Origin of the sequence: Nonomuraea sp. B19D2 (assembly GCF_040137845.1) — a bacterium.
In the GTDB taxonomy this organism is placed as follows: domain Bacteria; phylum Actinomycetota; class Actinomycetes; order Streptosporangiales; family Streptosporangiaceae; genus Nonomuraea.
Map to the genome: position 1 here is coordinate 1 of NZ_JBEFAK010000028.1, position 26,242 is coordinate 26,242.

A 26,242-nucleotide genomic window follows, 5' to 3' on the forward strand; every position below is an offset into this window, starting at 1 on the left:
GGGGTGGGGGAGTTCGAGGTCGGCCACGATGGGGAAGTGGTCGGAGGCCTCGGTGCCGATGACGGCCACCGAGGTCGTTTTGATGTCGCGAGAGGTCATGACGTAGTCGATGCGCTGGTACGGCCTGCTCACGCTGTAGGTGAAGCCGTCGCCCGCACCGGCCACGTCCCAGGCGTCAAGCAGCCCCCGCCAGCCCAGAGGTCTGACCGCGTCCTCGGCCGCCGCCCTGCAAATGCCCCTCGCTTGTGGCCTGTCCGGCAAGGGTGTACCCCAACACCACACTCGAGACTGCAGGCGAACGGCGTCAAGATAGGTTCCATTTCCCAGTTTCTTGACGCCTGTCTGCTCGGTTCTTAGAGTCCAACCTGACATTTGAGGACGTGGAAAGGGCCACGACGGTGCGCGTCGGCTACATCAGGGTCTCCAGCGTTGATCAGAACACCGTCCGGCAACTGGACGGGATCGAGATCGAGAGGACTCTGGGACTTCCCCGGGGTTGAGGAACCGGCGGACGGCCGTTATCGATGAGAATGATCTTTCTAGGGCGCCGAAGGGGCAATTGCGGGATGCGGGTGGAATAGCTGCTGGTCAGCGTCCGACGAGTGCCGCATAGGCGGTGGAGCGGCCGATTTTGAGAGTGCGGGCGGCTTCGGTGACCGAGATGCCGTCGTCGACCAGGCGGCGTGAGGCCCAGAACTCCTATAGCTACGGCGAGGGGCAGAGTAGATGGTGATCCTGCGTTCTACCTGGGGTTGTCCGGGCCGCTGATGATGCGGTGGATGGTGGAGCGTCCGACGCTGTACTCGGTGGCCAGGTCGGCGAGGGAGACCTCGCCTTCGGCGTAGCGGCGGCGGATGGAGCGGCGGGCGGGTTCGGGGAGTTTGGGCTGCTTGCCCTTGAGCTTGCCGTTCTTCTTGGCCAGGGCCATGCCTTCGCGGGTGCGCTGGTGCCCGATGTTGGCTTCGAATTCCGCGGCCATCGCGAGGGTCTGGGAGAAGAGCCGGCCGAAGGGGTCGCTCTAGTCGTAGACGGATGCGCCGAGGCCGAAGTGGACGCCGCGGCTGGACAGGTCGGTGAGCAGGTCGTTGGCTTCGGCCATGTTGCGGGCGAACCGGTCGAACTTGGTGACGGTGAACACCGTGCCGTCCCATACGGCGGCGAGGGCCTGATCGAGGCCGGCGCGGTTGCGGCGGCTGGTCCCGGAGAACCCGCGGTCGATGTAGATCCGGTCTTGCGGCACGCCGAGCGCCAGGAGCTGCTCGGTCTGGATGATGACGTCTTGTTCGTCGGTGGAGCAGCGCGCGTAGCCGACCCGGGTCCCGTTCACGCGTTTACGTGTTCCGGATAGGGGGCCTTCACCGGAACAGTTCGCGGAACACCTATACGGAACACCCCGACCTGGGTGTCCGCCCGGCCCGGGTGGTGTTCCGTTGAGGGATCCCCTTACGGAACACCGGTTCATCCCAGATGCCTTCTGATGCTCTGGGTCGCGCGTCTTCGGCCCCGGCGAACGAAGAGACCAGTCAAGTGATGCTGGTCAGCCCGCCGTTCGCGATGATGGATAGGTCCTGCGCCATCTGCGGAGTGACGAGGTCGGCGCGGTTGTCGCCGCAGATGGCGCTTCACGCGGAGTTCGCCGGGATCGGGGCCCGCATCGGGGCATCCCCAGGAGCTTCGATCGTTCGGCTGGCGTGAGCAACCGCGACATCGCGGCGCAGCTGTTCCTCGGCCATCGGACCGTCGAATACCACCTCTACAAGGCCTATCCGAAGCTCGGCATCAGATCTCGTCACGAGCTGGCCGCCCTGGAGCTCGGGCCGGTTGTGGGCCAGCAATCTTTCAGAGACCCCGGTGAAGTCCATCGCGATCGCCAACCGCGGTGCCCACCGAACGAGCCTGGGCGATCAGTTCCGCAAGGCCCTCCTCGATCGGGCCTCACGGCAAGCGAGGAACCAACTGGCGTCGGCTCGATGGGAATCTCTGGACGGGCACTTCGCTCCAGAACCAGTCCTGGGCTGTAGGGGTTGCACATAAAATCTGCGCGCAGATAGTCTACGCACAGATTTTTCAGTGAAGGGAACACGAGATGTACGCCTACGAGCACACGATGGACACCACCGCCCCCACCGCTGCGATCTGGGCCCTCTACGCCGACGTCAACGGCTGGACCGCGTGGGACACCAGCGTCCTCCAGATCAACCTGGAGGGCCCCTTCGAGGTGGGCGCGGAGGGCACCATGACCCCCGAAGGCCAGGACACCGTCCGATTCCGCATCGTCGAGCTGCTCACCAACGAGCTGTTCACCGATGAGACCGTCGTCGGCGAGCTGACCCTGCGCTTCATCCACAAGCTGGAGGATGCCGGAGCCGGCACCCGCGTCACCCACCGCGTCGAGATCATCGGCCCGGGCGCCGAGCAGATCGGCCCGATGGTCACCTCCGACGTCCCCGATGCCATGGCCGCCCTGATCAAACTGGCCGAGGCGTCCTGAGATGGCGCTCGGGCCCGACGACAGCCCGGGATTCCTGCTCTGGCGGACCACGCTGCGCTGGCAGCGGACCATCGCCGCCGCGCTGGCGCCCTTCGATCTGACGCACGTCCAGTTCGTCCTGCTGGCCAGCACCGAGTGGCTGAACCGGCACGGCGAGCTGCCCAACCAGCTCGCCGTCGCCACCTTCGCCGACACCGACGTCAAGATGACCTCCCAGGTCGTGCGCAAGCTGGAGGAGAAGGGCCTGCTCGTGCGCGAGCCAGACCCCGCTGACAGCCGCGCCCGTCTGCTGCGCGTCACCAGCCAGGGCGGCGACCTGATCCGCCGGGCCGTCGAGGAGGTGGAGCGGGCCGACGCCGAGTTCTTCCAGACCGTGCCCGAAGCGGCCGGCCTCGTCACAATCCTGCGACAACTTGCCGAAAGACAGCCGTGATCCTCACCGCACGCGGCCCCTTCAATTTCGCCGCCTCGCTCGCCTTCCTGCGCCGCTTCCCGCCCACCGCAGGCGAGCAGCGGCTCACCGCCGACACCCTGACCAAGGCCTTCCGAGTGGCGGGCCAAACAGTCCTGGCCCGCGTCACCGCCACCGAGGCCGGGCTGGAGCTCACCCCCGACCTCGACGCGCTGTCCGACCGGGTCCGCTTCTACCTCAGCCTCGACGACGACCTGTCCCCCTTCTACGCTCGCGCCGACGAACGCTTCGCCCAGGTCGTTTCACGACTGCGCGGCTACCACCAGGTCAAGTTCCCCTCTCCCGTGCAGAACCTGGTCTGGGCCATCCTGTGTCAGCGCACACCCATGTCGGTCGCCTCGCGTGCCAAGGCCGCCCTGGTCGAGCACGTCGGCAACGAGCACGGTGCCTTCCCCGACCTCGACCAGCTCCTGGCCATCCCCGAGGAGCGGCTGACCACCCTGGTGAAAGACCCGCGCAAAGGCGCACGACTGCACGCCGCCCTGCGAACCTGGGGCGAAGTGTCCGAGCCGTTCCTGCGCGACGGGCCGTACGAGGAGGTCAAAAGCTTCCTCCTCGGCCTGCCGGGCATCGGGCCCTGGTCGGCGAACTTCATCCTCATCCGCGGCCTCGGCCGAATGGACGAGGCGCCGATCGACAACGAACTGAAGTTGTCCACCCAGCGGGTCTACGGCCAGGCGTACAGCGAGCACGAGTTGCGCGCGATGGCCGAACGCTACGGACCCTGGCAGGGCTACTGGGCCCACTACCTCCGAGTGGCCGCCAAGCGCCCCCGGCCCCGTGCTTGGCGCACGGAACGACCACTCAGCCCTGCGCACATCCAAGACCGAGGGAAGGAGGCGATCTTGTAGTGCGCTCAGAGCTTGATCGTACCCACTATGTTCCCGAGACGCCCATCGCTATAGGAAAAGAGGAGGTCAGAGGCCTATCGCGACGGGACTGTAAAACCGTCGGCTCAGCCTACGCAAGTTCGAACCTTGCGCCTGCCATACCAGCGGGAAGAGGCCCGTCACCAGCGGAAACGCGGTGACGGGCCTCTCGCGCTGTGTCCGGTTATCTACGGTGATCATCGGTGTCCTACGGCTTCTCACGGCCAATACGCGGCCGAGTTTCGGAGGGGCAATCGTCGCACGCTCAACGCGATCGTCCGGTTCGTACGGGACGGTTTGGGCGTGAGGCGGGGCTGGAGCTCAGGGCCACAAGCCGAACAGCGAAAGCGGCGAGGCTGGCCTGATCGTCCGCCTTGCAGCGGACAGGCTGCTTAGGTTCAGACCGTCCCCGTGAGGTCAACGGGTAGGTACGTAAGTGGGCTGATACTCGCTTGTGGCGGGTTACCTTGTCGCCAGCCCAGCTATCTAAGGCATAGCCACAGCGTAGAAGGCAGGGGTACCCGATCGCCCCAATCGATGACGGCGACGGCCAATAGCCAGCGATCGCCTCGCATCAGTCAAATTGGATCATGAGACAACAAGATCGTGTATGGCTCTTGCCCCACTACGTGCTGTGAGCACGACGGTGGTCCAAGTTGAGCCGCTTCAGCTACCAACGAGTCACGCAACCTCAGCGGATCCTGGCGGAGCATGATCGTCGGTAACCTAGTGCGCGAAGCGGTCGATGCGCTTGACGTCAAGGACCGCTTCCGTGGGCAGGCTGGCCGACAGGCGCAGTAGCCCTGCCGAGCCCAGCGCGAGCAGGGTGGCGAGCAGGCCCCACAGCAGCGGTGGTGCCACGCCGAGCAGGAGCGAGAACCCGGCGGGCGCCAGAACCTGGCCCACGGACCAGGTCATCTGGTGGACCGCCAGGTAGCGGCCGCGCGGGGCGGGGGGTGCGGCGCTCGCGGCCAGGGAGGAGGGGGTGGCGTGCATGAGTTCGGCGAGGGTGAAGACGGGGGTAGCGGCCACCACGGCGGCGATGCGTGGCGGGCCGGACGGGAGGAGGGCGGCGGGCGTACAGGGCGCAGGAGGCGATGAACACCACGCCGGACAGGGCCATGGCGTGCGTGCGGCGGGCGTGCCGCTGGAGGCGGCGCACCCCCATCTGCCCGGCCGCGACCAGCAGGGTGTTGATCGTGTAGAGGATGCCGAGCACGGCGGGTGGGGTGCCGAGCGCGGTGACCGCGTACAGCGGCAGGCCCACGGACAGGATGAGCTTGGTTAGCGTGAAGGCCTGCTCGACGCCCACCAGGGCCATGAACGGCCAGTCGGTGCCGCCGAATCCCCGGGCCGCGACTATGCGCCCATCGTCCACGCTGGCCAACGTCTCGTCTGTGAGCAAGCGGCCCACGGCGTCGGTCCTCAGCCCGCTGCGCGCGGCCAGGTCCGGGACGCCGAACCCGGCGGTCCAGATGGTCACCGTGCTCGGCAGCTCGCGGCCGTCACGGAGCTGCACGGCGTCGCGCGTCACAGCTGTCACCGTCGCGTCGGGGCCGTCGAGCACGGTCACACCGAGTCGGGCCAGCTGCTTGGCGACCGAGCGCCGCCCCTGTGGGTGCAGGTACGGGCCCAGCACCCCGCCGCACACCAGCGTCACGGCCCGGCCGGCCTCCGCCAGCTCGGCGGCGGTCTCGATGCCGGCCGGACCCGCTCCGATCACGGTCACCGCTGCCCTTGCGGGAGCGGCGTCGAGGACCCCCCCGTAGACGTTGAGCCTCCTCAAGGCTGGCGATCTGGTACGCGAACTCGGCCGCTCCCGGCACACCCGGGTCGGCGCTGCCACTTCCCACAGCGTAGATCAGGTAGTCGTAGCCGATGGTGTCACCGGTCGCCAGCATCACGCGGCGCTCGGCCGCGTCGATCCGCGTCACGGTGTCGACCACCAGCCAGATACCCTCGGCCAGGACGTCGCGGTAATCGACGACCGCGTCGTGGGACCCGCCTACCAGTTGGTGCAGGCGGATCCGGTCGACGAAGGTCGGGCGCGGGTTGATCAGCGTCGCTGTCACGTCGTCGCGCTGCATCAGGCGATTGGCTGCCAGGACGCCGGCGTATCCGCCGCCGACCACCACCACATCGGTGTTCCCAGTCATGGTGTCTCCTTGCTTCTTGGGCGTTCGGCATCAAGGCACCGCGTGGCCGACCGTTATAACAGCGTGTGAGACAGATCACTCGACCGGTGTGGACTCGGCTAAGAAATAACCCCAGGGCTCACTGAGCCCCTCCAGCTGATTTCACGCACGGAGATGCCAGCCTTACACCCCTTCAGTGCCGCAGGCCGAGCCCGGACGCACCTGCAGGACGTGAAGCGGTGGTGTGGATGCCTTCTGGGCGGCGGGGGATGGGCATCTCCGCCCATCGTGCGCGCTGCCCGCCGACTGCTCAGCCAGCCCGGCTACCAGGTCACCCAGACGGTGGCAGACGACCCCCTTGGTTGGCGGCCTGCGGCCTGATGGGGCCGCGAGACCACGGCGAGTCCCAGCCGGTGTCACATTTCGGCAAGACGGTCTCGTCCAATGTGTATGAAGCTCCGCACTAAACGACTACTTGCCGCCGTGCTGGCAGTGGCAGCGGCAGGCATCGGCGTGTGGGCGCAGTTCGCTCCCCACTCGTTCTACACCTCGTTCCCGCTACCCGGGCGGCACTGGGTATCGGCGCTGGGCCCCTACAACGAGCACATGACACGCGACACCGGCGGCCTGTTCCTCTCGATGCTGCTCGTCAGCACCTGGGCGACGGTACGCCCGCGAGCGGAGACGATGCGCTTGGCCGGGGCCGCATGGCTGGCGTTCAGCATCCCGCACTTCGTCTTCCACATGTTGCACCTGGACATTTACGAAACCGTCGACAAGATCGCGAACATCATCGCGCTCGGCGGAATGGTCGTTCTGGCCGCACTGCTGCTCCTGCCCACCCGGCCGACGACGTCCGTCAGCGTGAATGGAGAGGGGAAGACGTGAAGATCGCAGTGGCCGGGGGCACTGGCTGGGTCGGCAGGCTGGTTGTGGACGCGGTGCACGCCGCCGGCGACACCCCGGTGGTGCTCGCACGCTCGACCGGCGTCGACCTGACCACGGGGGCGGGCCTTGGAGAAGCGCTCCATGGCGTGACGGCCGTGATCGACGTGAGCAATGTGGGCACCCTCGCCAAGAGGCAAGCCATCGCGTTCTTCGAATCCGCTACGACGAACCTGCTCACAGCGGGCGAGCGGGCGGCAGCTGTCCATCATGTCGCCCTCTCGATCGTGGGCAGCGACCGTGTGGACCTGGGTTTACTATCTCGGCAAGCGGCGTCAGGAGGAGCTGGTGCTTTCTGGAAGGGTCCCGGGGAGCGTGCTGCGGACGACGCAGTTTTACGAGTTCGCCGCGCAGATGCTGGCACGCGGGGGACCGTTCGTGTTCGTGCCCCAGCAGCTCAGCCAGCCCATCGCGGCCCGAGAGGTCGCCGAAGCCCTGGTCGAGCTCGCGCGGAGGAGCACACCCATCGGTCTGGCTCCAGAGCTCGCCGGTCCCGGACGCCACACGATGCCGGACCTGGTGCGCCGGTTGCTCCGAGCGCGCGGCGAACACCGGCTCGTCATCCCGGTGCGCCTGCCCGGCCCGGTCGGCAAGGCCATGGCCGGCGGCGGGTTGCTGCCCACTGAGCCCGGGCCACGCGGCAAGATCACCTTCGCTGAATGGGTCGCCACCGATGGCAAGACGCCGGCGCCCGCCCACGGTCGAGACCGCAGCGCCGAACCTCACAGCACGCCAAGACGGGACCGGCCGTGAACGCCCGAGAGAGTGAACTCGCCGCTGCCTACGAGCAGGTCCGGCCACGCCTCGTCCGTGTGGCTTATGCCGTGCTCGGCAGCCATGCCGAGGCCGAGGACGTCGTCTCCGAATGCTGGCTGCGTCTGATCGTCGCGGACGGCCGAGAGCCGGTTGTTGACGTGGAGGCGTTCGCCACGACCACCGTTGCCCGTGCCGCCCTCGACACGCTGCGCTCTGCTCGTCGACGCCGTGAGCTCTACCTCGGACCATGGCTGCCCGAGCCCATCATCGAACTCGGCCCGACAGAACAGGACCCGGCCGACCGGGTAACCCTCGACGACACGATCAGCTACGCGCTCCTGGTCGTCCTGGAGACGCTGACCCCGGCCGAGCGCACCGCCTGGGTCCTGCACGACCTATTCGGCATGAGGTTCACCGACGTCGCGCAGACGGTCGGCCGCACACCTGCCGCCGTCCGCCAACTCGCGGCCCGCGCCCGCGCGCACATCAACGCCCGGGCACCACGCGTCACAGTCGGCACCATCGAGCACAACGTGGCCGTGGCAAGGTTCCTGCAGGCGGCAGTCGGCGGCGACCTGGCGCCCCTGCTTGAGGCGCTTGACCCCGACGTCATCTTGACCAGCGACGGTGGCGGCCAGGTCACCGCTGCCCGCCGTCCCGTGCACGGCGCCGATAACGTGGCGCGCTTCCTCAGCGGAGCGATCAGAATGCTCAAGCCGTCCGAGCACGCGAAGATCCTCAACGTCAACGGCACCCCCGGCCTCGGCTTCTTCGACGGCGACTCGCTGACCAGCGTCGTCTCGTTGACTTTCCTCGAGAACCGCATCAGCCGCATCGACATCATCCGCGCCCCCTCCAAGCTGCCTCGACCCTCTCGACATGACGAATCGCATGACCTGCGCCTCACGGCAAATCCGCGCTCCGGCACCTCCCGCGAGCCGGCCGCCAAGCAACGCCCGGCTCGCCCATCGGACCCGGGCCGCGATCAGCGGGGTGGCTAGGACGATCGGACCAATCATGGCCACGAGCCCGAGCGCCGAGCCATTGCTCAACTTGGGATTGCCTGCATCGTCTTCGCGGGGATCGGCGCCTCGGCCTGGAGCTCAAGCCACCGCTTGTAGGCGTCGCCGTGCTTTTTGCGCGCCTTGAGCGGGTCGAGCCCGGTTTCGGTGCAGAACGCGAACCACCGCGCGATCTCGCGCCGGTAGGCGTCGCGTGTGTCCGGCGATTCGTACGACAGCAGCCACGCCATCGTCGTGTCCTGTGCGAAGCCGAGCAGGGTCGGAGGGAAGCCGATCCCGCCCGCCTCGCTGACAAGCTCAGCGCTCAACGCCTGCGACTCCGGGTCGGCATACCTGGTGTCGAGCGGGCTGCCGGCTGACAGCCACCGCGTCTCACCAGGCGCGATGTCGTACGCCTTCCGCATCAGGCCGAGCAACATGCGCACGTCCTGCGGGTCCAGGTCGGCCAGCGCGCTGACCGCACGCCGGTCCTGGACTCCCGGGCGCACGCCCAGCTCGTCGAACGTGGCGATGATCTGCTGGAGGTTCCGGTCACGCGCCCCACGCCGACGACAACCGGGCCCTGTTCCTCAATGTCAAGGGCAGACGGCTGACCGCCCGCGCGGCCAGCAGCAGCAGCATCATCGCCGCCACCACCCTGGTCTGCGGCAAGACGGACCTCGTCCTGGTCGCGTGGCGCGAGGGATCACGGGCATGATCGAGGCGTCGATGATCCAGAGGTTGTTGCTGCCGTGCACTCGCCCCGTGCTGTCGACCAGGCCCCCGTGGCCGGATCGGGGCCGCTCGTGACCTCGTTCACCACCCGCCGCCGGGGCCGATTGTTGGGCACCCTCCTCGACGGCGCCACCGAGGATGTGGCCCGACAGGTATTTAGCGACCGTCCGCCGGTTCGGCCCGGTCTCGGCTGCGATCTCCCGCAAGCTCATCGCGTCGGACTCGTGGCGACTGCGAAGTGTCAGCGCATCAAGAACGGTGCATTCTCATCCATACGCGCTGGCGCACGTTCGCTCGTGCGCCGACACGCGGCCGAGATCCGGGCGATGGCACGCCGCGTGGAGATCCGGCGCGACGCGCTCGGCGACGACGTCGACATCGCGCTGGACCTCCACGACCACTTCAGCATCGCGGCAGCCCGCCGGATCCTGCCGCTGCTCCCGTTGTTCGTGGAGGAGCCGGTGCTGCCGGATTTCGCGCGGGGCATGCGCCGGATCACCGACGCCACCAGCATCCCGATTCGCCACCGGGGAACGGCTCTACTCCCGGTGGAACTTCCGCGACGTCCTGCCCACCGGCATCGCGGTCGCGCAACCCGCCCCGACTTGGCGCGGATCAGCGGGTCGAGAGCAGGTAGGGGCCTGGACCTCAAGGAGAGGCCCAGGCCTGGTGGTTCAGCAGTCTTCCTTCTTGTAGCAGCCGATTACGTCCCACATGCCGCTGTAGCAGCCGCTGCTGGTGGCCTTGCTCGTGCCGCCCTTTTTGGCCAGGCTGCCCGGCAGCCACTGGCAGTTCGAGGTGGAGCAGAAGTAGCCGTGGACCCGGAAGTAGTTCCCCTCCCCCTTGGTGCACTTGACGCTCACGGAGTGCTTGCTGCTCGCGGTCTTGGAGCAGCCGGTTATTGCGGCTGCGGGGGAGGCGGTGACGCCGACGAGGGTGGCGGCCCCGAGAACGATGCCGGCGACGCTGGAAATGATCTTTTTCGTCACGGGTGTTCATGATCGCGTGTCGGGACCGCTCTTGACAAGTGGGAGCGTGAGTTCTTGACAGGCGCCTTCGGCCGCGTCACGTGCGGAAGTAGGCGCGGGCCGGCGGGAGCAGGAGTAGGACGATGACGGTCAGCGAGGCCAGCATGGTGAAGACCAGTCGGCAGTTGGACACGGCGAGCAGCCAGGGCCGGGGGCAGGCCGCACCGTCTCGGCGGGCAGTCGCCCAAGCAGCGGCACTCACCCTGCGCAACATGCTCGACGACATCGCCGCCTGGGGCTGGGCCGAGGCACCCACGCGTCGTCTGGTCTTCGCCGCCGCCATCCCCAAACTCGGCCCAGCCGCCGACGCGCGTACGGCCACGGCCACCCCGAGCGATGATCAGATGGGTGACACCGGCGGCGACGAGTGCCGCGGCGGCCGTCTCACCACACGCCCACCAGGTAGCCGCCCGCCGGTCAGGTCGTCTTCCCGGCCATCCAGGAGATGGCAGGCGAACGGGTTGGCGGCCGGCGGTGGGTGCCCGCGGTGGCCGCGGCCAGCTGGGCGGCACTCCGCAGGAGGCTTCCTGCGTCCACGCGTGACGTACTCCGCACGGTGGGCCTCAGATTTCAGCGGGCGACGCCACGATGCTCAGCGCTGCTCGATTCGCGGGCCCGGCGATGAGCAGGGCTTCGCCCCGGTCAGCTGTGAGCAGGAACTGGCGTTCACCGTCGGTGAGGTCGAAGGCGTCACCGACGGCGCCGATGGCCTGCGGTGCTTGGCGGAGCAGGATCTGGCTGGCGGCATTGGCGACGATCGCCTGCCCCAGCTCCGAGCCGAGCAAGTCGGCGGCATCCTGAGTGACGACCGCCAGCCCAGCCCAGTGCTTCCGCGCGGCCTTGGCCATCCGGAACAGGAAACGGGCGCCCTCAGGCTCCTTCATCAGCAGCCAGGCTTCGAGTTTGGTGAAAAAGCGGCGCCGGAGCGGGCCAGGGCGATGGAGTTGTGGTTGTCCTGGTTGTAGCGGTCCCACAGGATGACGCCGGAACCGGTGGCGCTCAGCCCGTACAACACTCCGGTATCGCCGATCGGAGCCGCGAGGTCAGATGAGGTGAACGGGAAGGCAGCGGCCAGGGCGGTGGTGTCGAAGCTGCGCGTCGTGCGCAGCGAGTCGACGGCGTACCGTCCCGGATCCGATCAACGATCCGAAGCGAATAGATCACCTGAACATAGGCCGACGAGATCGGTTCGGCGGGGTTCCTCCAGTACTCACATGCCGCTTGAACTGCACGGACGGGGTTTCGGCAGGCGCAGTGCCGACCGCGCTCGTCGTACATCCAGCACTGCCCCCGCATGAAACGTTCACGGGGCCGCGCCGCGGAATGCCGAGTCGCGACCCGGTGGCCCGGCGCTGCCTGACACATTGCTTGACACGATCGCCATCCATCCTTAATGTCGCGGTGGCAAGGCGGTGTGAAACGTTTTATCGAAGCTGTGCGCGCTTGGCGGCAAGGCGCGGTCGCCATCTCCCATCCTCCAATCCACGGGAGACGTTCATGCGGTTCTGGAAAGCGCTTACCGTGGCGCACGCCGACGTGATCAGTGACTCCATCGGCGAGGGACGCCTCAGTCCCGGGCGCCGGCCATGACTGCGCCGGACTGTACAAGCCATCCCGACAGGCCCCGTGTTGAAACGATTCAGCACAGTCTTCCGCACCCCGTTTCGCGAATCATCCACGGAGAACCCCCATGACCACAGCCACCCCCACGGCGTTACGCTCGTCCAAGGGACGGCCTCGCCTGCTCACCCGAGTCACCACTGCGCTCGCCGCCCTGACGGCCGGCGCCGGGGCCGGTGTCGTGCTCGGCTCGTCCCCGGCGTTCGCCGCCTGCGGAGACGGCACCTTCCAGTCGCAGGTGACGGTCAGCGGTAGCACCTGGACCGCCCGCAACAGCGCCGGCAGCAGCGTCTACACCGGCACCGACTTCCGGGCGGCGGTCCAGGCCGGCATCGGCAGTCTCGCGGCCGGGCGCACCTCGATCCAGCGCGTCGTCGTGCGCGGCAACGGCACGATGAGCGCGGGCACCCGGATCTCGCTGCCGAGCTACACCTCCCTGTCGGTCTGCGGCACCATCAACGTCACCGGCTCCGGCTCCGGCGACTACGCGCCGGTCTACTCCCGCGGCACCACGAACATCGAGGTTCCCTACCTCAACGTCACCGGTACCCCGGTGTATGGCATTTTCCTGCGCAACGTCACGAACGTCTGGCTCGGCCAGATCGACATGCGGCTCGGCTCGGGCCTGGGCGTGCGCATCGACAACCGCGGCGACACCAGCCAGTGGACCCGCAACGTCCGGGTCGACAACGTGTACGTGCAGGGAGCCAGCTCGCATGCGATGGAGACCTACGGCGTCGACGGCATCACCGTCGGCACCGTGACGGCCCGCAGCGTCGGCGAGTCCGGGCTGCTGCTCAACCAGACCATCAACGCGACGGTCGGCACCGTGGACGCCGACAACGCCGGTGCCGGCACCGGGTACGCGGCCTTCCGCATGGCCAACCGCAACGGCCGGGTCGGCAGCTCCTACCCGAACAACATCCGTGTGGGCACGGTCAAGGCACGCGGCGGCGGCCGGGGCATCTTCTGCGTCTCGGAGAGCGGCGGCGCCACCATCGACCGGGTCGACATCGCCAACACCGGCAACAACTCGGTCCTGGTGGAGAACTGCTACAACGTCGTCATCGCCGGGGTGTCGGGCACGATCAGCGGCGGCGGCGAGGTCCGCATCGCGGCCCGCACGGAGTTCGCTCCGTCGTCGGGCATCCGGTTCCAGAACCTGACGGTCTCCAACACCAACATCAGGTGGAGCCCCTGCACCGGCAGCAACAACACGATCAGCAACGTGACTCGGGTCAACTCGACGCTGACCTGGTGCTGAACCGGCCGCGCCGGCAGTCCGCCGCGGCTGCCGGCGCGGTTCCACTCCCGTTGACAGGAGAAACCATGCGTAAGGTCTGCCTCCTCATCGTCTTCGCCCTGACGTTATCCCTGTCGCTGGTCGCCCCGAACGCCGCTTCCGCCGCGGCGCTCGGCTCGGCCGCGTGCAGCGCCCGGACCGGCACGGCTGCCACGGCGGCAACCGCCGCCATGGCGACGACCACCGTCTGGCTGGCAGGCGACTCGACCATGGCCAACCCCAGCGGCACCTGCCCCGTGGGCTGGGGCACCGAGTTCGACTCGCTGTTCCACAGCAACATCGTGGTCAACAACCTTGCCGTCGGCGGGCGCAGCATCCAGACCTGGCTGTACGAGGGCAACGTGACCTCCACCATCGGCTCGAACGGCGAGTGCGTGCTCAGCTCCACCACCTACTCGTCCCGGTGGCAGCAGGTGCTCACCAACATGAAGGCCGGCGACTACCTGTTCATCCAGTTCGGCATCAACGACGGCTCGACCACCTGTCCCCGGCACGTCGGCACCACGCGCTACCAGCAGCTCATGACGATGATGGCGCAGACGGCGCTGGCCCGTGGCGCCCACCCGGTCTTGCTCACCGCCGTCGCGGCCATCACCTGCTCGGGCAGCACCGCGGTCAAGAACCGCGGCTACGTCTCCCAGACCAACGCCGCCGGCGCCGCCACCGGCTCCCCGGTCATCGACCTGCAGACCCTCAGCGTCGACTACTACAACTCTCTGGGCCTGTGCCCCAACAACGGTGACTACACCTCCGGGCTGCTCGGACAATTCTTCTGCAACGACCACACGCACTTCGAGGCGTACGGCGCCCGGCGGATCGCCCGGCTGGTCACCGGCGCCCTGCGAACGCAGAACATCCCGCTCGCCGGATCCCTGCTATGAAGGACGAAGCATCCATGAGATGCCTCTTGATCAAACTGGTCCTGTCGTCATCATCTTGCGCATGGCCGCGTACAGGCGGTGACAGCACCCCGGGCGATGGAAGATCGTCGGTGTTGCTGGGGTCGTGTGCGGACACTGCGGGTGGTGGTGTCACAGACGCCGGCGGCGCCGCTGAGGAGGGAGACGCCGAGGTGGTCAGGAGCCGCGGGGGTCGGGGAAACCGATCCAGCGCAGCAGGATCATCCGGGCGTCGGCGGGTGCGTTGTCGCGGTCGGAGCCGAAGCGGTGCACCAGTTTGAGGTACTCCTCGTGAAATTCCTTGAGCTGTGCTTTGGTCATGAAGGTGCTGGCGCGGGAGCCCTGCTGCCAGTCGCCGGCCTCGTCCCGGTTGTGGGCGAAGGCTGACAGCAGCCGTAGGTCCTCGGCGAGTTTGGAGTCGCCCAATCGCTCGGCGAGGTCTTGTTCGGCATCGGTCAGTTCTTCGCGGGCGGGCATCCGCCGGTCGGCTTTGACGACGTCCCACCAGCGTTCCCGCCCTTTGGCGCGCTCGCGCAGCTCGGTCACGAAACCGGTGTCGGACAGCATCCGCAGGTGGTAGCTCGTGGTCCCGGTGTTCTGGCCCATGGCTTTGGCCAGCGTGGTGGAGGTGGCCGGGCCGTGATTGGCGAGATGCCTGAGGATCTCTCGCCGCAGTGGACTGGCGAGCGCCTTCATCGCCGCCGGGGTGTGCATGACCGGTTCGGTTGACATCTGACCAGCTTAGCCGCACCGGGACCATTGTGCAGAAAACTTTATGCAGAGAAGAACTTGCAGAAAAAATTCTGCAAGGCTAGGGTCGGGCCCCATGCATTGGAAGCGAATCGTCGGGCTGTCCTTTGTCGCCGCACCGCTGCTGGTCCTGGCCGGCTGGGCTTTGATGCGCCTGGGTGGTACCGGTGGCCAGGAACCCGGCTGGACCCTGGCCCACATCGCCTGGGCCGTCAGCAACATCATGTACGCGATCATCTGCGTCGAGCTGTATCGACGAGCCAAGGACACCACCTCGGGAGGGCGGATGCCGGCCACCGCCTCGCTGATCATCGGTGTCGTCGGCGCGGGCTGCCTGCTCATCCAGATGGTGATCGATCTGGTGGTGGGCTTCTCCACCGGCAACCGCACCGACATGCGGGCGCTGAGCAGCCAGATCCACGACCTGCCCGGAGTGCAGGCGGCCATCTACGACGTCGGGCCGGCGCTGCTGTTCCTGGCACTGACCGTGCAGGCGATACATCTCGCGGCGCAGGGCAAGGGCACCGCACTCTTCGCGATCCTGGTGACCGTGGCGGTACTGGTCAACGGCGCCGAACTGCTGGTGGAGATCCCGTTGCGGCTGGCGCAGGCCGGATCGGCACTGATCCTGTGGCTGGCCTTCCTGCCAGTAGGGCGTGAACTGTTGCGCCGCAGCCCATCCGACCGGACCCGGGCGGGGACGATGACCTGGCGAACCCTCGCCGGGTGGTCACTCATCCTGGCGCCGGTGGGGCAACTCGGCGGCTGGACCTTCATGAGATTCGGCGGCAACGAAGGAGTCGAGCCATGGACGACGATCGCGCATACGGTGTGGCTCATCGGCTTCGTGATGCTGGCGATCGCCTGCGTCGAACTGTTTCGCCAGGTACGAAGCCGCGGTGCCGGGCAGATCCTCGCCAGAGCGAGTCTGGCGGTGGCGCTGATCAGCGTCACCGCCTCCATCGCCGAGATGCTCGTCGACCTGTATGTCGGGTTCGCGACCGACAACCGCGCACAGTTGGAGGCCCTGGACCAGCAGATCCGGAGCATCCCGGCAGCCGAGCCGATCCTGTATGGATTCGGCACCCAGCTTGTCTACCTCGGGTTCCTGGTCCTGATCATTCAGTTGGCCATCCTGAGGCGAATCAGCACGACGACCCTGGCACTCGTGCTGGCCACCCTGGTCCTGTTCATCAGCTACGAAGTGTTGGACGGACCCGGCCGCCAGGCCATCATGCCGTTCGCGGTCCTGTGCATGTGGCTGGCCCTGGCGCCCTTGGGACGGCGACTACTGAAGCCTGCGCCGGCCGCCGACGCGATCACGCCGTAGCGGTTCGTGGGGAAGTGGTGGAAGAACGTCTTCCTGGCCACGTCGGCCACCTGGGTGATCTGCGCGATGGTGGTCGGCTCGTTTCCCTGTTCGGCGAACAGCCTGAGCGCCGTGTCGACCAGCCGTTGCCTCGTCTGGAGCTTCTTTCACCTCGCAGGTGCTTATCTGCACCTGGCCGATCTTGGCAACATGGATGATCATTGCTCTGGGCTCTTGTCTCGTGCGGGGTGGCAGGGATGGGATGCCGCAGCTGATGATCGGCCGTCTTGCCTGGCGCTCAGCCTCATCGCGTTTCGCGTTTAGGACGGTGAGGATCAGGTCGATCGGTGGTCTCGCTACGCTGTCGCCATGACGATCTTTGAGTGGGAAAAGCCGCAGATACGTGTTTTGTCCGACACGTCGCGCCGGGATCTTCGCGAGCCGGATCGTCCGCGTCCCGTTCGGCTCTACCTGTGGGAACCGCGGCGCCCGGTAGCCGTACCCGCTCCGCTGGTTGTCGTCTCGCACGGCACAGGAGGCTCCGGGGGCGACATGGAGTGGCTGGTCGTACCGCTGACCGAGGCGGGGTTCCAAGTGGCTGCTGTCGACCACCACGGCAACAACCTCGTCGACGGCTACGATCCGGAGGGCTTCTGCTTCATCTGGGAGCGGCCCCGGGACATCTCGTTCGCTCTTGATGTTCTGGCCAGCGAGCAGACGCTGGGACCGGTCGGCGCCGCCGGCTTTTCCCTGGGCGGTTACACCGTGGCGGCGCTGGCCGGTGCGCGGCTGGACATGCAAATCTTGGAGGCCGTTGTGGCGGGGCATGTGCCGTTGCCGGTGGTTCCGGAGTTCCCTGGACTGTCTGAGGCGCTGCGGAAGATGGTGTCGGAGGCATCGGAGGACGAACTCAGGGCGGCGTTGAGCATTGCGGGGACGGATCTGTCCGATCCCCGCGTGCAGGCCGTCTTCCAAGTGGCTCCCAGCGACGGGATGTCCGTAACGGCAGAAAGCATGCAAAGTGTGCATGTGCCCGTGGAGATCCGGTGGGGCGGAGCCGACACGATCGTGCCGTTCGACGACCACATCAGGCCCTACCTGGAGCACATCCCCACGGCGCACGGTTGCTCGGTCGGACCTGATGTCCGCCACGAGGACTTCATTGGGCCGGACCCGGCGGATCCGACCGCCCGCACCCGGGTCGGCGAAGAGGCGGCCGCTTTCTTCCTGCGGCAACTCACCTGACGTCCTCCCACGCAAGCCCTCAAGTGTTGCCGAAACAGGTCGCCGACTTCGGGCCGTCTCAGGTGTGAGCGCACCGGAACTGGCCTGGCGTTTCACTGATCCTCCTTCGCCCGGCGGGCGGTGGGGATACCGAGGTCGACTGCCGGACGCTGGGCTCGGCGTTGGGTCTCGTCCGTTTCGCGCGAAGGAATGTAAGGGTGAGGTCGACGCCTTCGATCTCACCGATCCAGCCCTCCGCTTCGGCGCGCTCGCGGCGGGCGAGCAGATCGGGTGAAGCCTGAGCCGCCGTCAACGTCCCCGGCACGCAGGCGGCGAATATCCGTTTCGTCCGCCTATTTTGACACGCCCCAGGTGATGTATGTGGCATATCGCCCAACGCGATCTCGCGGAAACAGCATACGGCAGGTCAAAGCCTTGTATCCGGTGAGTCCGCCACCGTGACCAGGGGTAGACATTCGGACGGACAGCCTTCCAGAAGGTAATTGGAGCGTTGACAGGATGCCATCCGAGCGCGCGAACGCCGTACCAAATCTACCCACCCCAAATTTCGCTTTCGATCCAGATGTGCCGTGTGCGTGCATCGCGGGAGTCAGGCCTTACCGCGAAGGTTCCTATCGCCTCGACACCGAGCTGTCGTCCGGCAAGTTCATCGTGCACAATTACGGTCACGGTGGCGCCGGCATCACGATGAGCTGGGGCTGCGCAGCCAAGGTGAAGGAGATCGTCCAGCACCGCATCGCGACGTCGCATGACACGGAGGTCGCGGTGCTCGGGGCCGGCGTCATGGGGCTGACCGCCGCCACCCGGCTGCGCGAGCTCGGCCTCAAGGTCACGATCTATGCGCACCGCAGGCCGGTGCAGACCACGTCGTTCAAGGCCGGTGGCCAGTGGGCCGTGTCCGTCGTCGCGCACGAAGGCAAGGACAACGAGCTCAGGGACATCATCAGGACCTCCCACACGACCTTCAAGAACAGCATCGGCAAGGGCTTCGGCGTCTCCGAGGTGCCCAACTTCAGCAGGAAAAGGACGCCGGGTCTCGAACTCGTGGAGCAACTCGTGCCCGGGCTGCTGCCGGCCCGCGTCTCGCTGGACCGGCTGCCGTTCGAAGGGCACACCCAGCCGGGCTTCAAATATACGACGCTGCTGGTCGAGACACCCATTTTCCTGCCTCGGCTGGAACGCGATCTGAAAGCAGCCGCCGTCACATTCGTGCAACGTAAATTCCTGGCCAAGGAAGAGGTGCTCACGTCGTTGCCGGAGAAGCTCATCGTCAATTGCACCGGGGTGGGCGCGAAGAGGCTGTGGAAAGACGAGAAAGTGGTCCCGATCCAGGGGCAGCTCGCGATGTTGCCGGCGCAGCCCGAGCTGAAATATCTCTACGGACAGGACGGCTACATGTTCCCGCGCGCCGATCACGTCGTCATCGGCGCCACGTTCGAGGAGTGCTCGGACAGCGAGGTGGCCGAGCCGGACCTGTGCAAGACCCTGGTCCGGCACATGGCCTCGCTGTTCGGCCAGGCGGCGCCCGTGGCGATGCCCGACTTCCACATTCACCACCCGAGTAACGCGCGGCTGGTCAACCCGCCGCTGCCCGTCACCGTCTGAGCCTCACCGCAGGGATGACCATGGTCTTCACCGTCGCCGACTACATTCTGAAACGGCTGAGCCAGCAGCGGGTCGACACGCTGTTCGGCGTGCCGGCTGCCTTCTGCGCGCCGTTGTTCGACGCGGTGGGCGCGCACAACATCAAACCGGTCGTCACCGCAAGCGACCTCGAAGCCGGTTACGCGGCGGACGGCTACGCGCGGACGAAGGGTCTGGGCGCGGTCGCGGTGGCCAACGGCGTAGGCACGCTGAGCATGCTGAACGCCATCGCCGGAGCCTTCGTCGAACGCAGCCCGGTCGTCGTCATCAACGGCGGCCCGAACGCCCGCAACCTCAACAATCTGAAGGACTTCGACGTCCTGTTCTCACACTCCACCGGCCAGCCCGACGCCGACCTGGCCGCGTACAAGCTCGTCACCGCGACCGCGGCGCGCGCCGGCCAGGCTTCAGAAGTGCCCACTCTGGTGGACAACGCGATCGCGACCGCGGTCAAGAAGAAACGGCCGGTCTACATCGAGATCAACCGGGATATCTGGAAACTTGCCTGTCCCATGCCGAGTGGGCCGCTGTCAGTGAGCAATCCCGCGGCAGGCACCGAGACGCAACTCGCGACGACGATCGTCGGGCTGATCCGCAACGCGACGTCGCCGCTCATTCTCGTCGGCACCGAGATCCAGCGCTACGGACTCGCGGACAAGGCCGCCGAGCTGATCGCGAAGCTCGGGATACGCTGGTCGAGCCAACTGCTCGCGAAGTCGGCGCTGGCCGAGCAGGGCAACGGCTGGGTCGGGGTGTACGCCCCGCCCAACTCGACCCCCGCCGCCGCGAACGCCGTCGAGCGCGCCGACCTGCTCGTGATGCTCGGCTGCGTCTTCCCGAGCGGCTTCGCGCCACTGGTGACGAGCGCCGGCAACCGCATCGTCTCAGCCTATGACGGCAAGGTGAGAATCAAGGGCGGCCCCAAACAGAACGCGGAAATCGGTGCCCTTGTCACGGCACTCGTCACCGAAGCCGCAAAGGCGCCGCCGGCACTCGTACCCGCCGCGGTGGATCCGCCCCCGCCCGCGCCGGCTGCGGGCCCGTTGACCTATCGCCAGTTGTTCGAGCGGATCGGCGCCGCGCTGGACAGTTCCTGGCTCGTGGTCCCCGACACGTTCATCGGCATTTCCTCGGCCGCGAACCTGCCGGTGAAAGGGCGCGACTCGTTCATGTGCGGCGCCGTGTGGGCCTCGATCGGGCATTCGGTGGCCGCCGCGGTGGGGGCGTCGTTCGGGTCGAGCAGGCGACCGCTGGTCATCTGCGGCGACGGCGGCTTCCACATGACCGCGCAGGCGCTCTCCACGATCGTGCGATACGGGCGCAACCCGGTCTTCGTCGTCATCGACAACGGCATCTACGCGTTCGAGCAGTTCCTCATCGACGACACGTATTTCAGCAATCCCAACGCGCAGCCGAAACCGTACGTGGTGCTCAACAGGTGGGACTTCGTCAAGTTCGCGAACGGGCTCGGCCTGCAGTCCGCTCAGGCGGTCAACACCGCGGCGGCTTTCGACACGGCCCTCGGTACGGCGAAGGCGTCCAACGCCCCGGCCCTGATCGTCGCGAGGGTCAACCCGCGCGACCTGCCGGCCGAGCTTTCCTAGAGCGCGCCGAGCTCCCCCCAACGGCGTGCGCCAGTGGTCCTCGTCGAGGGGACCTGCTCTGGAACATGGCCCGGCCGCCGATCAGCGTGCCCGCCCCGGCGGGAAGAGCCGTCCGCAGGCCCCGCCCGACGAGTGGGCTCGCCAGGGCCTGTGGTCGGCGATGGTGGATGCCATGGGGTGTTCAGCGGTTGCCGCGTTCGCGTCATCCCGCAGGCCCGGCTGGTGAAGTTGTTCGCCGCCGACCGCCGCTCGCTGCGGAACGGGTTCTACGGCGGCTCCTCCAGGAGACGGCCGCCAGAGTGGAGGAAATCCTCTCGCTCGACGTCGGTGACCTCGACCTCGAGTTCCGCAGGCCGACTCCTCTGACGGGCGCGTGGGGGCGGGGTGTCTGCGAGGTCTGAAGGCGCCGAGGGTCTGCTTTCTACCGGATCTTCTGCACGTGGGTGGTGTCGGTGTCGAGAAGGGTGCCGTCGGCGCTGGTCGGCGCGATTTCCGGCACAGGGGCGCCGTGCTGGTCGACAAGCGTGGAGTGGGTCTCGCCGGGGGCGAAGGCGTGGCGTTCTCCCCACTGTCGCAGGGTGAGGATGACCGGGAAGAGGTCGCGGCCGGCGTCGGTGAGCACGTATTCCTGGCGGCGGCCCGATGGTGCGGTGCGCTGGGCGAGGAGTCCGTGAGCGATGAGCTTGCGGAGGCGGTCGGTGAGGATGTTGCGGGCGATGCCGGTGCGTCGCTGGAACTCGGTGAACGATCGTGCCCCGTCCATCGCGTCGCGGATGACGAGAAGGCTCCACCTGTCGCCGACGAGGTCGAGCGTGCGGGCGACGGGGCACTCGGGGTCGGTCCAGCCGGAGTCCGGAGCGCGCGTGACGGTGCGCGACATGACACCTCCCCGATGGGTTGCAGATTGAAACCATCATGCCCTACGGTCAAATTAGTTGCAATCTGCTACTGATTGGATTGGAGTGCGATGGACGTGTGGCGGCGGTTGCTGCTCGCGGTGGTGTGTGGTGTCGCTGTGGCGAGCATCTATGCCGCGCAACCGGTTCTGGAGCCGATGGGCCGCGATCTCGGTGTGCCGGCAGAGCTCACTGGGTGGATCGTCGCGACCGGCCAGGTCGGCTATCTGGCAGGGCTGGTGCTGCTGGTGCCGCTTGGCGATGTGGTCGACAGGCGCCGACTCATCGCCGTGCACCTGGCACTCACCGCAGTGGGCATGATCCTGACGGCCTCGGCGTCAGCCGCATGGGTGGCGTTCGTGGGGCTCGCGGCGGCTGGGGTGTTCTCGGTCGTGGTGCAGACCACGGTGGCCTACGCCGCGTCGGTCTCGGCGCCTGCCGAACGCGGACGGAACATCGGTGTCGTGACCTCGGGCGTTGTGGTCGGCATCCTGGGCGCGCGGATCGTCACCGGCACGCTCGCCCAGGTGTGGGGCTGGCGGAGCGTCTACGCCGTGCTCGCGGTGCTGTCACTCGGGCTCGCGGCCCTCGTCCTCGTCATACTGCCGTCAGAGGAGCGCCCCAACCGGCCTGCGGGGTACCGGCGGGCCGTCGTCTCGCTCGGCGGACTGTTCCGGCAGCGCATCTTCCTGACGCGCGGGCTCATCGCGTTCTTCCTGTTCGCATCGTTCGGAACGCTTTGGAGCGGACTGTCGCTGCCGCTGGCGGACACGCCGTGGCAGCTGAGCGAGAGCCAGATCGGACTGTTCGGCATCGCCGGACTCGCCGGCGCACTCGGCGCGGCACGCGCGGGACGGTGGGCGGACGCAGGACGGGCGGCCCCGGTCACCGGTCTCGCGCTCACCCTGCTCATCCTCTCGTGGGCAGCGATCGCGCAGCTGCCGTGGTCACTGTGGCTCCTCATCGTCGGAATCGTGGTTCTCGACTTCGCGGTCCAGGCCGTGCATGTGAGCAACCAGCACCTGCTCACCGCCGCGCATCCGGATCGTACCAGCAGCGTCATCGGCAGCTACATGGTCTTCTACTCGCTCGGCTCCGCCCTCGGCGCAGCCGCAACCACCGCCATCTTCACCGCCCACGGCTGGGCGGGCTCCGGTCTTCTCGGGGCCGGATTCGCGGCCTGCGCGCTGGCCGTCTGGGCGACCGGCAGGCGACTACCCCTCGATAGCGCGAACCTCCGATCCGTGAAGGCAGGCACGCGATGACCTCACCTGACCCGTTTGCCGAACCCGAGTTGATCGCGTACGCGGACCGACGCGCCCAGCGTTGGCCGGCGGGCATCGGCTCGACGGGTCAAGCGAGGCGAGACCCTACACGACCACGCCCTCGTCACACGCGCTGCGGCCCTGCGCCGCGCCCGCAGATGGCCGGTGGGACGCGCCCTCAGCGGCATCCTCATCGGAGAAGCCGGCGTCCACGGCCGTCCACGTTCACGTCATTGCCACTGATCTTTCCGTCGTGGTGTCAAGACGGCCGGATCGGCTCCGACCTTCTCATGACGGCGCCGGATGGCGGCGACGGTGGAGCGAAAGGCAGGCTCGCGATGAGCAAGGTGGTGCTGGATGTGTCGGTGTCCCTGGACGGGTTCACGGCGGGGCCGAATGTCCGGAAGGAGGAGCCTATGGGGGACGGCGGCGAACGGCTGCACGAGTGGATGGCCGGGAACGGGCCGGACGGCGGGGTCGACATCGGCATCCGCCGACAGGTGGACGCGGCGGTAGGGGCCGCCGTCATCGGACGGCGTACCTTCGACCTCGGCGTGGTCCCCTGGGGCGGCACACCATGGCCCGGCGTCCCGAGCTTCGTGGTCACCCACCGGACCAGGCAGGACCTCCTCGGCGACAACGGCGGGACGTTCGCCTTCGATGGGCTGCAGGCCGCAGTCCGACGTGCCAAGGACGCCGCGGGGGACAAGGACGTCCTCGTGCTGGGTGCGGACGTCGCCCGGCAGTTGCTCAGAGCGGGCCTGCTCGACGAGGTATGGCTCCACCTCGTCCCCCTGCTGATGGGGGCAGGTACGCCGCTGTTCGCCGGGGAGCGGGCCGAGCTGGTCCCGGAGGGAAAACCCGTCGCGGGCACCGGGTCGGTGACCCACCTGCGCTACCGCGTCCTGAAGCCCTGACGCCCTTGACGCCCGCTGCCTCGCAGCGCGTGACCGCGCCACCGTGACCAGCTTGAGGGCGTCTTCCTTGTCCTTGTCAGGCTGCAAGCTGTAGCGGCGGTTCGTCTCCGGGCGGGCGTGGCCGAGGCTCTCGGCGACCAGGACCAGGCCGGTCTTGCCGCGGACCAGAGTGGTGGCGAGCGTGTGGCGCAGGACGTGCGCGGTCGTGGAGTCGTCCAGGCCAGATCTCTGGGCGATCTCGGGGATGATGCCGCCGGCGGCGCGGGCGGTCAGCCGCCCGCCCTTGGCGTTGAGGAATAAGGGCCCGGTTGTCGCCGGCATGGGTCCAGAGCTGCAGTCAGGTGCGGAGCACAGGTGACCAAACCGATCAGGAATCAAGAAGCGCCGGGTACGGGGCCGTTTCTAGCCTGATCCGCATGTGCAGCATCCCTGAACCACGAAGGAGACAAGGCATGAAATCGCATGTTAGCTCGATCCTCCTCGGCGTCCGGGACCTGGACCGGGCCAAGCAGTTCTACACGGAGGGGCTCGGCTGGAAGGTCAAGGACGACTACGGCGTCTCGGTGTTCTTCGAATCGGACGGAGGCTCGCTGGTCGGCTTCTACGGTCGCGACGGCCTGGCCGACCAGGTGGGCACGAGCCCGGAAGGCAGCGGCTTCAGCGGGCTGGTCCTCACCTATGTCGTCCGTAGTGAGGCGCGGGTCGACGAGATCATCGCGGAGGCCGGGAAGGCCGGCGGCACGATTCTCAAGCCCGCCGGCGCCCTGCCGTGGGGCGGGTACGGCGGCTCCTTCGCGGACCCGGACGGCTACATCTGGAGTCTCGGCTACAGCGCTCAGGGAACGGACCAGCCCTACGCGGAGTAGCCGCCGAGGAAAGCCTCCGGCGACTGTGGGCGACGCGGCGATTGTCGGGCACGCCGGCCGGACTCCTCTGGACGGATGGTCCCACAGCGTGACCGGCGTGACCGGTGCCGACGAGTAGGTTCGGCGTCGACGCGGGATCGTGTCGACGCCGAACCACCACGCGTTGTCGGACGAGGCCTTAGCCATCCAGGCCGGTCTTGAGACGTCGGCTCGCCCGGGAACCGCATCTCGGGCTCGTACGGAACAGAGCGTGACGTCGGGTAGGCCGCCGCTGACGTGGTGCCAGGGGGCGCGCCACCCTCGTCGATCCCGACCCCACCGGCGCCCTCATCGACGAAGTCGGCGAGCTCTCACGTCAGTAGGGGAAGTGGCTGCAGGACCGCGCCCACGTAGTGCAGCGCCACCGAGCACACCTCCGGGTCGCCGTCGCGGCGCTCGGAGCGAACGTCCAGAGGAGAAAGGTGTCCACGGCCCGCTGCTCTTGCATGACCTCTTGAGATGCATCAACAAGGTGTGGCAATCCGCGCGGCGACCCTCTCGCGGACGTCGGCCAACGATCCCGGAGCCCCGCCGCAGTTCATGGGTGCCGCATCGGTGATGAGCAGATCATGATCGACAAAACCACGCCCACGACTCCGGAGGCGGTGGAGTCGCAGCACATCTTGCGCACCATGCGTGATGCAGGGGCGGGCGCGGTGGTGTTCCCCGTCAAGTCTGCGTGTTGAACTTCGTGTCGCTGTCTCCCATGTCCCTGATGCTTGAGCTTGATCCTCCGCCAAAGCCGTCACATAGCCGGGACGGGCGAACACCTGGCGCAGCCCGGTCTCTGTCCGTCCCGGCCGGTTCCATTCAGCGGACCTTCTCCATGGTGAGCCCGCAGCAGCAGGTGGGGTTGCGGTCCCCGCCATGCCCTGGGCCCTACCCTTGTGCGGATTCACCGCTGCCGGCGTCGTCCAGGGGCGGATGAACGAGCGCCCACGCCCGGTCCTGCTGCGTCCGGCCGCCGCGCTTCAGGTTGTCCTGGCCGTACGTGCGCTTACGCGCCGTACGCGCCCGGGTCCGGCTCGCCCCATAGCCGACTCCCGCCGTGCAGTGGGCAATCGAGGCGAGGCTGATGGGGGCCCGCACGCAGGCTGATCCCCCAACCCGCGTGCATGGCCTGCTCGCGGCTCATGGCCGGGACCGGGCCAGCCGCCGCAGGACGACCACGACGACAACGAGGCAGGCGAGGGCCACCACCAGCAGGCCGGGCAGTTGCAGACCGGCGGCGAACTCCTGCAGCCCGGCCTCCCCGCTGTCCGGGAACGGCACGGTCAGGCTGCGGGTGCCGTCGAAGACGAGGAAGACGATGCCAAGGCCGATGAACTTCAGCCCCGACAGCAGGGCGGTTGTGTGCAGGTGCAACGGGCCGAGCCGGATGCCGCGCCCGCGCAGCCAGCGCGGCAAGAGTAGAGAGCAACTGTTCGCTGGGCCCACTACTTCCGCTCATTCG

At 67.6% G+C, this 26,242-nt stretch carries 26 protein-coding genes and 6 pseudogenes; 17 read left to right on the forward strand and 15 right to left on the reverse strand.

Going from position 1 to position 26,242, the window contains the following annotated elements; all coding sequences use genetic code 11:
- Together ABN273_RS38105 and ABN273_RS38110 are read right to left on the reverse strand one after the other, a co-directional pair.
- Nucleotides 1-261, reverse strand: a pseudogene (locus tag ABN273_RS38105) (hypothetical protein); the annotation flags it as partial.
- Between the two features lie 481 nt (nucleotides 262-742).
- Nucleotides 743-1,462: pseudogene (locus tag ABN273_RS38110) on the reverse strand (recombinase family protein).
- 226 nt (nucleotides 1,463-1,688) lie between these two features.
- On the opposite strand from ABN273_RS38110, the pseudogene ABN273_RS59785 reads away from it, so the two are divergent.
- From ABN273_RS59785 to ABN273_RS38130, 4 genes and pseudogenes are all read left to right on the forward strand, one after another.
- Nucleotides 1,689-1,814 (forward strand): annotated as a pseudogene (locus ABN273_RS59785) (helix-turn-helix domain-containing protein); the annotation flags it as partial.
- A gap of 272 nt (nucleotides 1,815-2,086) precedes the next feature.
- Nucleotides 2,087-2,491: an SRPBCC family protein gene (locus tag ABN273_RS38120; RefSeq protein ID WP_349454010.1), complete on the forward strand. Its 405-nt coding sequence runs from the start codon at nucleotides 2,087-2,089 to the stop codon at nucleotides 2,489-2,491.
- Between the two features lies 1 nt (nucleotide 2,492).
- Complete coding sequence (locus tag ABN273_RS38125) at nucleotides 2,493-2,924, forward strand: MarR family winged helix-turn-helix transcriptional regulator (RefSeq protein WP_349454011.1); 432 nt, start codon at nucleotides 2,493-2,495, stop codon at nucleotides 2,922-2,924.
- Nucleotides 2,921-3,814, forward strand: a complete 894-nt coding sequence (locus tag ABN273_RS38130) for a DNA-3-methyladenine glycosylase family protein (RefSeq protein WP_349454013.1) — start codon at nucleotides 2,921-2,923, stop codon at nucleotides 3,812-3,814. The genes ABN273_RS38125 and ABN273_RS38130 overlap by 4 nt, the downstream gene beginning before the upstream one ends.
- Before the next feature lie 775 nt (nucleotides 3,815-4,589).
- Here the strand turns inward: ABN273_RS38130 and ABN273_RS38135 are convergent.
- Together ABN273_RS38135 and ABN273_RS38140 are read right to left on the reverse strand one after the other, a co-directional pair.
- Nucleotides 4,590-5,561, reverse strand: a complete 972-nt coding sequence (locus tag ABN273_RS38135; protein WP_349454014.1) for an FAD-dependent oxidoreductase — start codon at nucleotides 5,559-5,561, stop codon at nucleotides 4,590-4,592.
- A gap of 88 nt (nucleotides 5,562-5,649) precedes the next feature.
- Nucleotides 5,650-5,988: pseudogene (locus ABN273_RS38140) on the reverse strand (FAD-dependent oxidoreductase); the annotation flags it as partial.
- A 429-nt stretch (nucleotides 5,989-6,417) separates the two neighbouring features.
- Here ABN273_RS38140 and ABN273_RS38145 point away from each other — a divergent pair.
- From ABN273_RS38145 to sigJ, 3 genes are all read left to right on the forward strand, one after another.
- Nucleotides 6,418-6,855, forward strand: coding sequence for a hypothetical protein (locus tag ABN273_RS38145; protein WP_349454015.1), 438 nt, complete (start codon nucleotides 6,418-6,420; stop codon nucleotides 6,853-6,855).
- 297 nt (nucleotides 6,856-7,152) lie between these two features.
- A complete protein-coding gene (locus ABN273_RS38150; protein ID WP_349454017.1) occupies nucleotides 7,153-7,665 on the forward strand; it encodes an SDR family oxidoreductase in 513 nt (170 codons plus the stop codon).
- Nucleotides 7,662-8,669: an RNA polymerase sigma factor SigJ gene (sigJ, locus tag ABN273_RS38155; RefSeq protein ID WP_349454018.1), complete on the forward strand. Its 1,008-nt coding sequence runs from the start codon at nucleotides 7,662-7,664 to the stop codon at nucleotides 8,667-8,669. The genes ABN273_RS38150 and sigJ overlap by 4 nt, the downstream gene beginning before the upstream one ends.
- A gap of 47 nt (nucleotides 8,670-8,716) precedes the next feature.
- On the opposite strand, the gene ABN273_RS38160 is transcribed toward sigJ, so the two are convergent.
- Together ABN273_RS38160 and ABN273_RS59790 are read right to left on the reverse strand one after the other, a co-directional pair.
- On the reverse strand, nucleotides 8,717-9,178 hold the full coding sequence (locus tag ABN273_RS38160; protein ID WP_349454020.1) for a hypothetical protein: 462 nt from the start codon (nucleotides 9,176-9,178) through the stop codon (nucleotides 8,717-8,719).
- 132 nt (nucleotides 9,179-9,310) lie between these two features.
- Complete coding sequence (locus ABN273_RS59790) at nucleotides 9,311-9,616, reverse strand: GMC oxidoreductase (RefSeq protein WP_502911189.1); 306 nt, start codon at nucleotides 9,614-9,616, stop codon at nucleotides 9,311-9,313.
- Nucleotides 9,617-9,730: 114 nt separating this feature from the next.
- On the opposite strand from ABN273_RS59790, the pseudogene ABN273_RS59795 reads away from it, so the two are divergent.
- Nucleotides 9,731-9,865, forward strand: a pseudogene (locus ABN273_RS59795) (galactonate dehydratase); the annotation flags it as partial.
- A 213-nt stretch (nucleotides 9,866-10,078) separates the two neighbouring features.
- On the opposite strand, the gene ABN273_RS38170 reads toward ABN273_RS59795, so the two are convergent.
- The 3 genes from ABN273_RS38170 to ABN273_RS38180 all read right to left on the reverse strand — a co-directional run bounded on the left by ABN273_RS38170 (nucleotide 10,079) and on the right by ABN273_RS38180 (nucleotide 11,406).
- Nucleotides 10,079-10,393: a hypothetical protein gene (locus tag ABN273_RS38170; RefSeq protein ID WP_349454023.1), complete on the reverse strand. Its 315-nt coding sequence runs from the start codon at nucleotides 10,391-10,393 to the stop codon at nucleotides 10,079-10,081.
- Between the two features lie 76 nt (nucleotides 10,394-10,469).
- Nucleotides 10,470-10,634 carry a hypothetical protein gene (locus ABN273_RS38175; protein ID WP_349454025.1) on the reverse strand — a complete coding sequence of 55 codons (165 nt, stop codon included), beginning with the start codon at nucleotides 10,632-10,634 and terminating at the stop codon, nucleotides 10,470-10,472.
- A gap of 361 nt (nucleotides 10,635-10,995) precedes the next feature.
- Entirely contained in the window at nucleotides 10,996-11,406 is a 411-nt protein-coding gene (locus tag ABN273_RS38180) for a TraG/VirB4 family ATPase (protein WP_349454026.1), read from the reverse strand.
- Between the two features lie 716 nt (nucleotides 11,407-12,122).
- Between ABN273_RS38180 and ABN273_RS38185 the strand changes: the two genes are divergently transcribed.
- Together ABN273_RS38185 and ABN273_RS38190 are read left to right on the forward strand one after the other, a co-directional pair.
- The gene (locus ABN273_RS38185; RefSeq protein WP_349454027.1) at nucleotides 12,123-13,316 is read left to right on the forward strand and encodes a hypothetical protein; all 1,194 of its coding nucleotides are present in this window, start codon (nucleotides 12,123-12,125) and stop codon (nucleotides 13,314-13,316) included.
- Between the two features lie 65 nt (nucleotides 13,317-13,381).
- Nucleotides 13,382-14,236, forward strand: coding sequence for an SGNH/GDSL hydrolase family protein (locus tag ABN273_RS38190; RefSeq protein WP_349454029.1), 855 nt, complete (start codon nucleotides 13,382-13,384; stop codon nucleotides 14,234-14,236).
- Between the two features lie 195 nt (nucleotides 14,237-14,431).
- On the opposite strand, the gene ABN273_RS38195 is transcribed toward ABN273_RS38190, so the two are convergent.
- Together ABN273_RS38195 and ABN273_RS38200 are read right to left on the reverse strand one after the other, a co-directional pair.
- Nucleotides 14,432-14,986, reverse strand: a complete 555-nt coding sequence (locus ABN273_RS38195; protein ID WP_349454030.1) for an ArsR/SmtB family transcription factor — start codon at nucleotides 14,984-14,986, stop codon at nucleotides 14,432-14,434.
- A 1,215-nt stretch (nucleotides 14,987-16,201) separates the two neighbouring features.
- On the reverse strand, nucleotides 16,202-16,456 hold the full coding sequence (locus tag ABN273_RS38200) for a TetR/AcrR family transcriptional regulator (protein ID WP_349454184.1): 255 nt from the start codon (nucleotides 16,454-16,456) through the stop codon (nucleotides 16,202-16,204).
- Between ABN273_RS38200 and ABN273_RS38205 the strand changes: the two genes are divergently transcribed.
- The 4 genes from ABN273_RS38205 (at nucleotide 16,341) to ABN273_RS38220 (ending at nucleotide 20,806) form a co-directional block, all read left to right on the forward strand.
- Nucleotides 16,341-16,637 (forward strand): hypothetical protein, encoded by a 297-nt coding sequence (locus tag ABN273_RS38205; RefSeq protein WP_349454031.1) that lies wholly within the window; start codon nucleotides 16,341-16,343, stop codon nucleotides 16,635-16,637. The two genes, ABN273_RS38200 and ABN273_RS38205, sit on opposite strands and share 116 nt — an antisense overlap.
- A gap of 45 nt (nucleotides 16,638-16,682) precedes the next feature.
- On the forward strand, nucleotides 16,683-17,558 hold the full coding sequence (locus ABN273_RS38210; protein WP_349454032.1) for an alpha/beta hydrolase family protein: 876 nt from the start codon (nucleotides 16,683-16,685) through the stop codon (nucleotides 17,556-17,558).
- A gap of 498 nt (nucleotides 17,559-18,056) precedes the next feature.
- Complete coding sequence (locus ABN273_RS38215) at nucleotides 18,057-19,163, forward strand: FAD-dependent oxidoreductase (protein WP_349454033.1); 1,107 nt, start codon at nucleotides 18,057-18,059, stop codon at nucleotides 19,161-19,163.
- Between the two features lie 20 nt (nucleotides 19,164-19,183).
- Nucleotides 19,184-20,806 (forward strand): thiamine pyrophosphate-binding protein, encoded by a 1,623-nt coding sequence (locus ABN273_RS38220; protein ID WP_349454034.1) that lies wholly within the window; start codon nucleotides 19,184-19,186, stop codon nucleotides 20,804-20,806.
- Between the two features lie 421 nt (nucleotides 20,807-21,227).
- On the opposite strand, the gene ABN273_RS38225 is transcribed toward ABN273_RS38220, so the two are convergent.
- Nucleotides 21,228-21,686, reverse strand: coding sequence for a winged helix-turn-helix transcriptional regulator (locus tag ABN273_RS38225; protein ID WP_349454035.1), 459 nt, complete (start codon nucleotides 21,684-21,686; stop codon nucleotides 21,228-21,230).
- Nucleotides 21,687-21,773: 87 nt separating this feature from the next.
- Between ABN273_RS38225 and ABN273_RS38230 the strand changes: the two genes are divergently transcribed.
- Nucleotides 21,774-22,967, forward strand: coding sequence for an MFS transporter (locus ABN273_RS38230; RefSeq protein WP_349454036.1), 1,194 nt, complete (start codon nucleotides 21,774-21,776; stop codon nucleotides 22,965-22,967).
- A 338-nt stretch (nucleotides 22,968-23,305) separates the two neighbouring features.
- Complete coding sequence (locus tag ABN273_RS38235) at nucleotides 23,306-23,884, forward strand: dihydrofolate reductase family protein (protein WP_349454039.1); 579 nt, start codon at nucleotides 23,306-23,308, stop codon at nucleotides 23,882-23,884.
- Between the two features lie 99 nt (nucleotides 23,885-23,983).
- Here ABN273_RS38235 and ABN273_RS59800 read toward each other — a convergent pair.
- Nucleotides 23,984-24,205 (reverse strand): annotated as a pseudogene (locus ABN273_RS59800) (tyrosine-type recombinase/integrase); the annotation flags it as partial.
- A 131-nt stretch (nucleotides 24,206-24,336) separates the two neighbouring features.
- Here ABN273_RS59800 and ABN273_RS38240 point away from each other — a divergent pair.
- Nucleotides 24,337-24,750, forward strand: a complete 414-nt coding sequence (locus tag ABN273_RS38240) for a VOC family protein (protein ID WP_349454041.1) — start codon at nucleotides 24,337-24,339, stop codon at nucleotides 24,748-24,750.
- Between the two features lie 918 nt (nucleotides 24,751-25,668).
- Here ABN273_RS38240 and ABN273_RS38245 read toward each other — a convergent pair.
- Together ABN273_RS38245 and ABN273_RS38250 are read right to left on the reverse strand one after the other, a co-directional pair.
- A complete protein-coding gene (locus ABN273_RS38245) occupies nucleotides 25,669-25,878 on the reverse strand; it encodes a hypothetical protein (RefSeq protein WP_349454043.1) in 210 nt (69 codons plus the stop codon).
- A 42-nt stretch (nucleotides 25,879-25,920) separates the two neighbouring features.
- Nucleotides 25,921-26,196 (reverse strand): hypothetical protein, encoded by a 276-nt coding sequence (locus tag ABN273_RS38250; protein ID WP_349454045.1) that lies wholly within the window; start codon nucleotides 26,194-26,196, stop codon nucleotides 25,921-25,923.
- Nucleotides 26,197-26,242 lie beyond the last annotated feature (46 nt).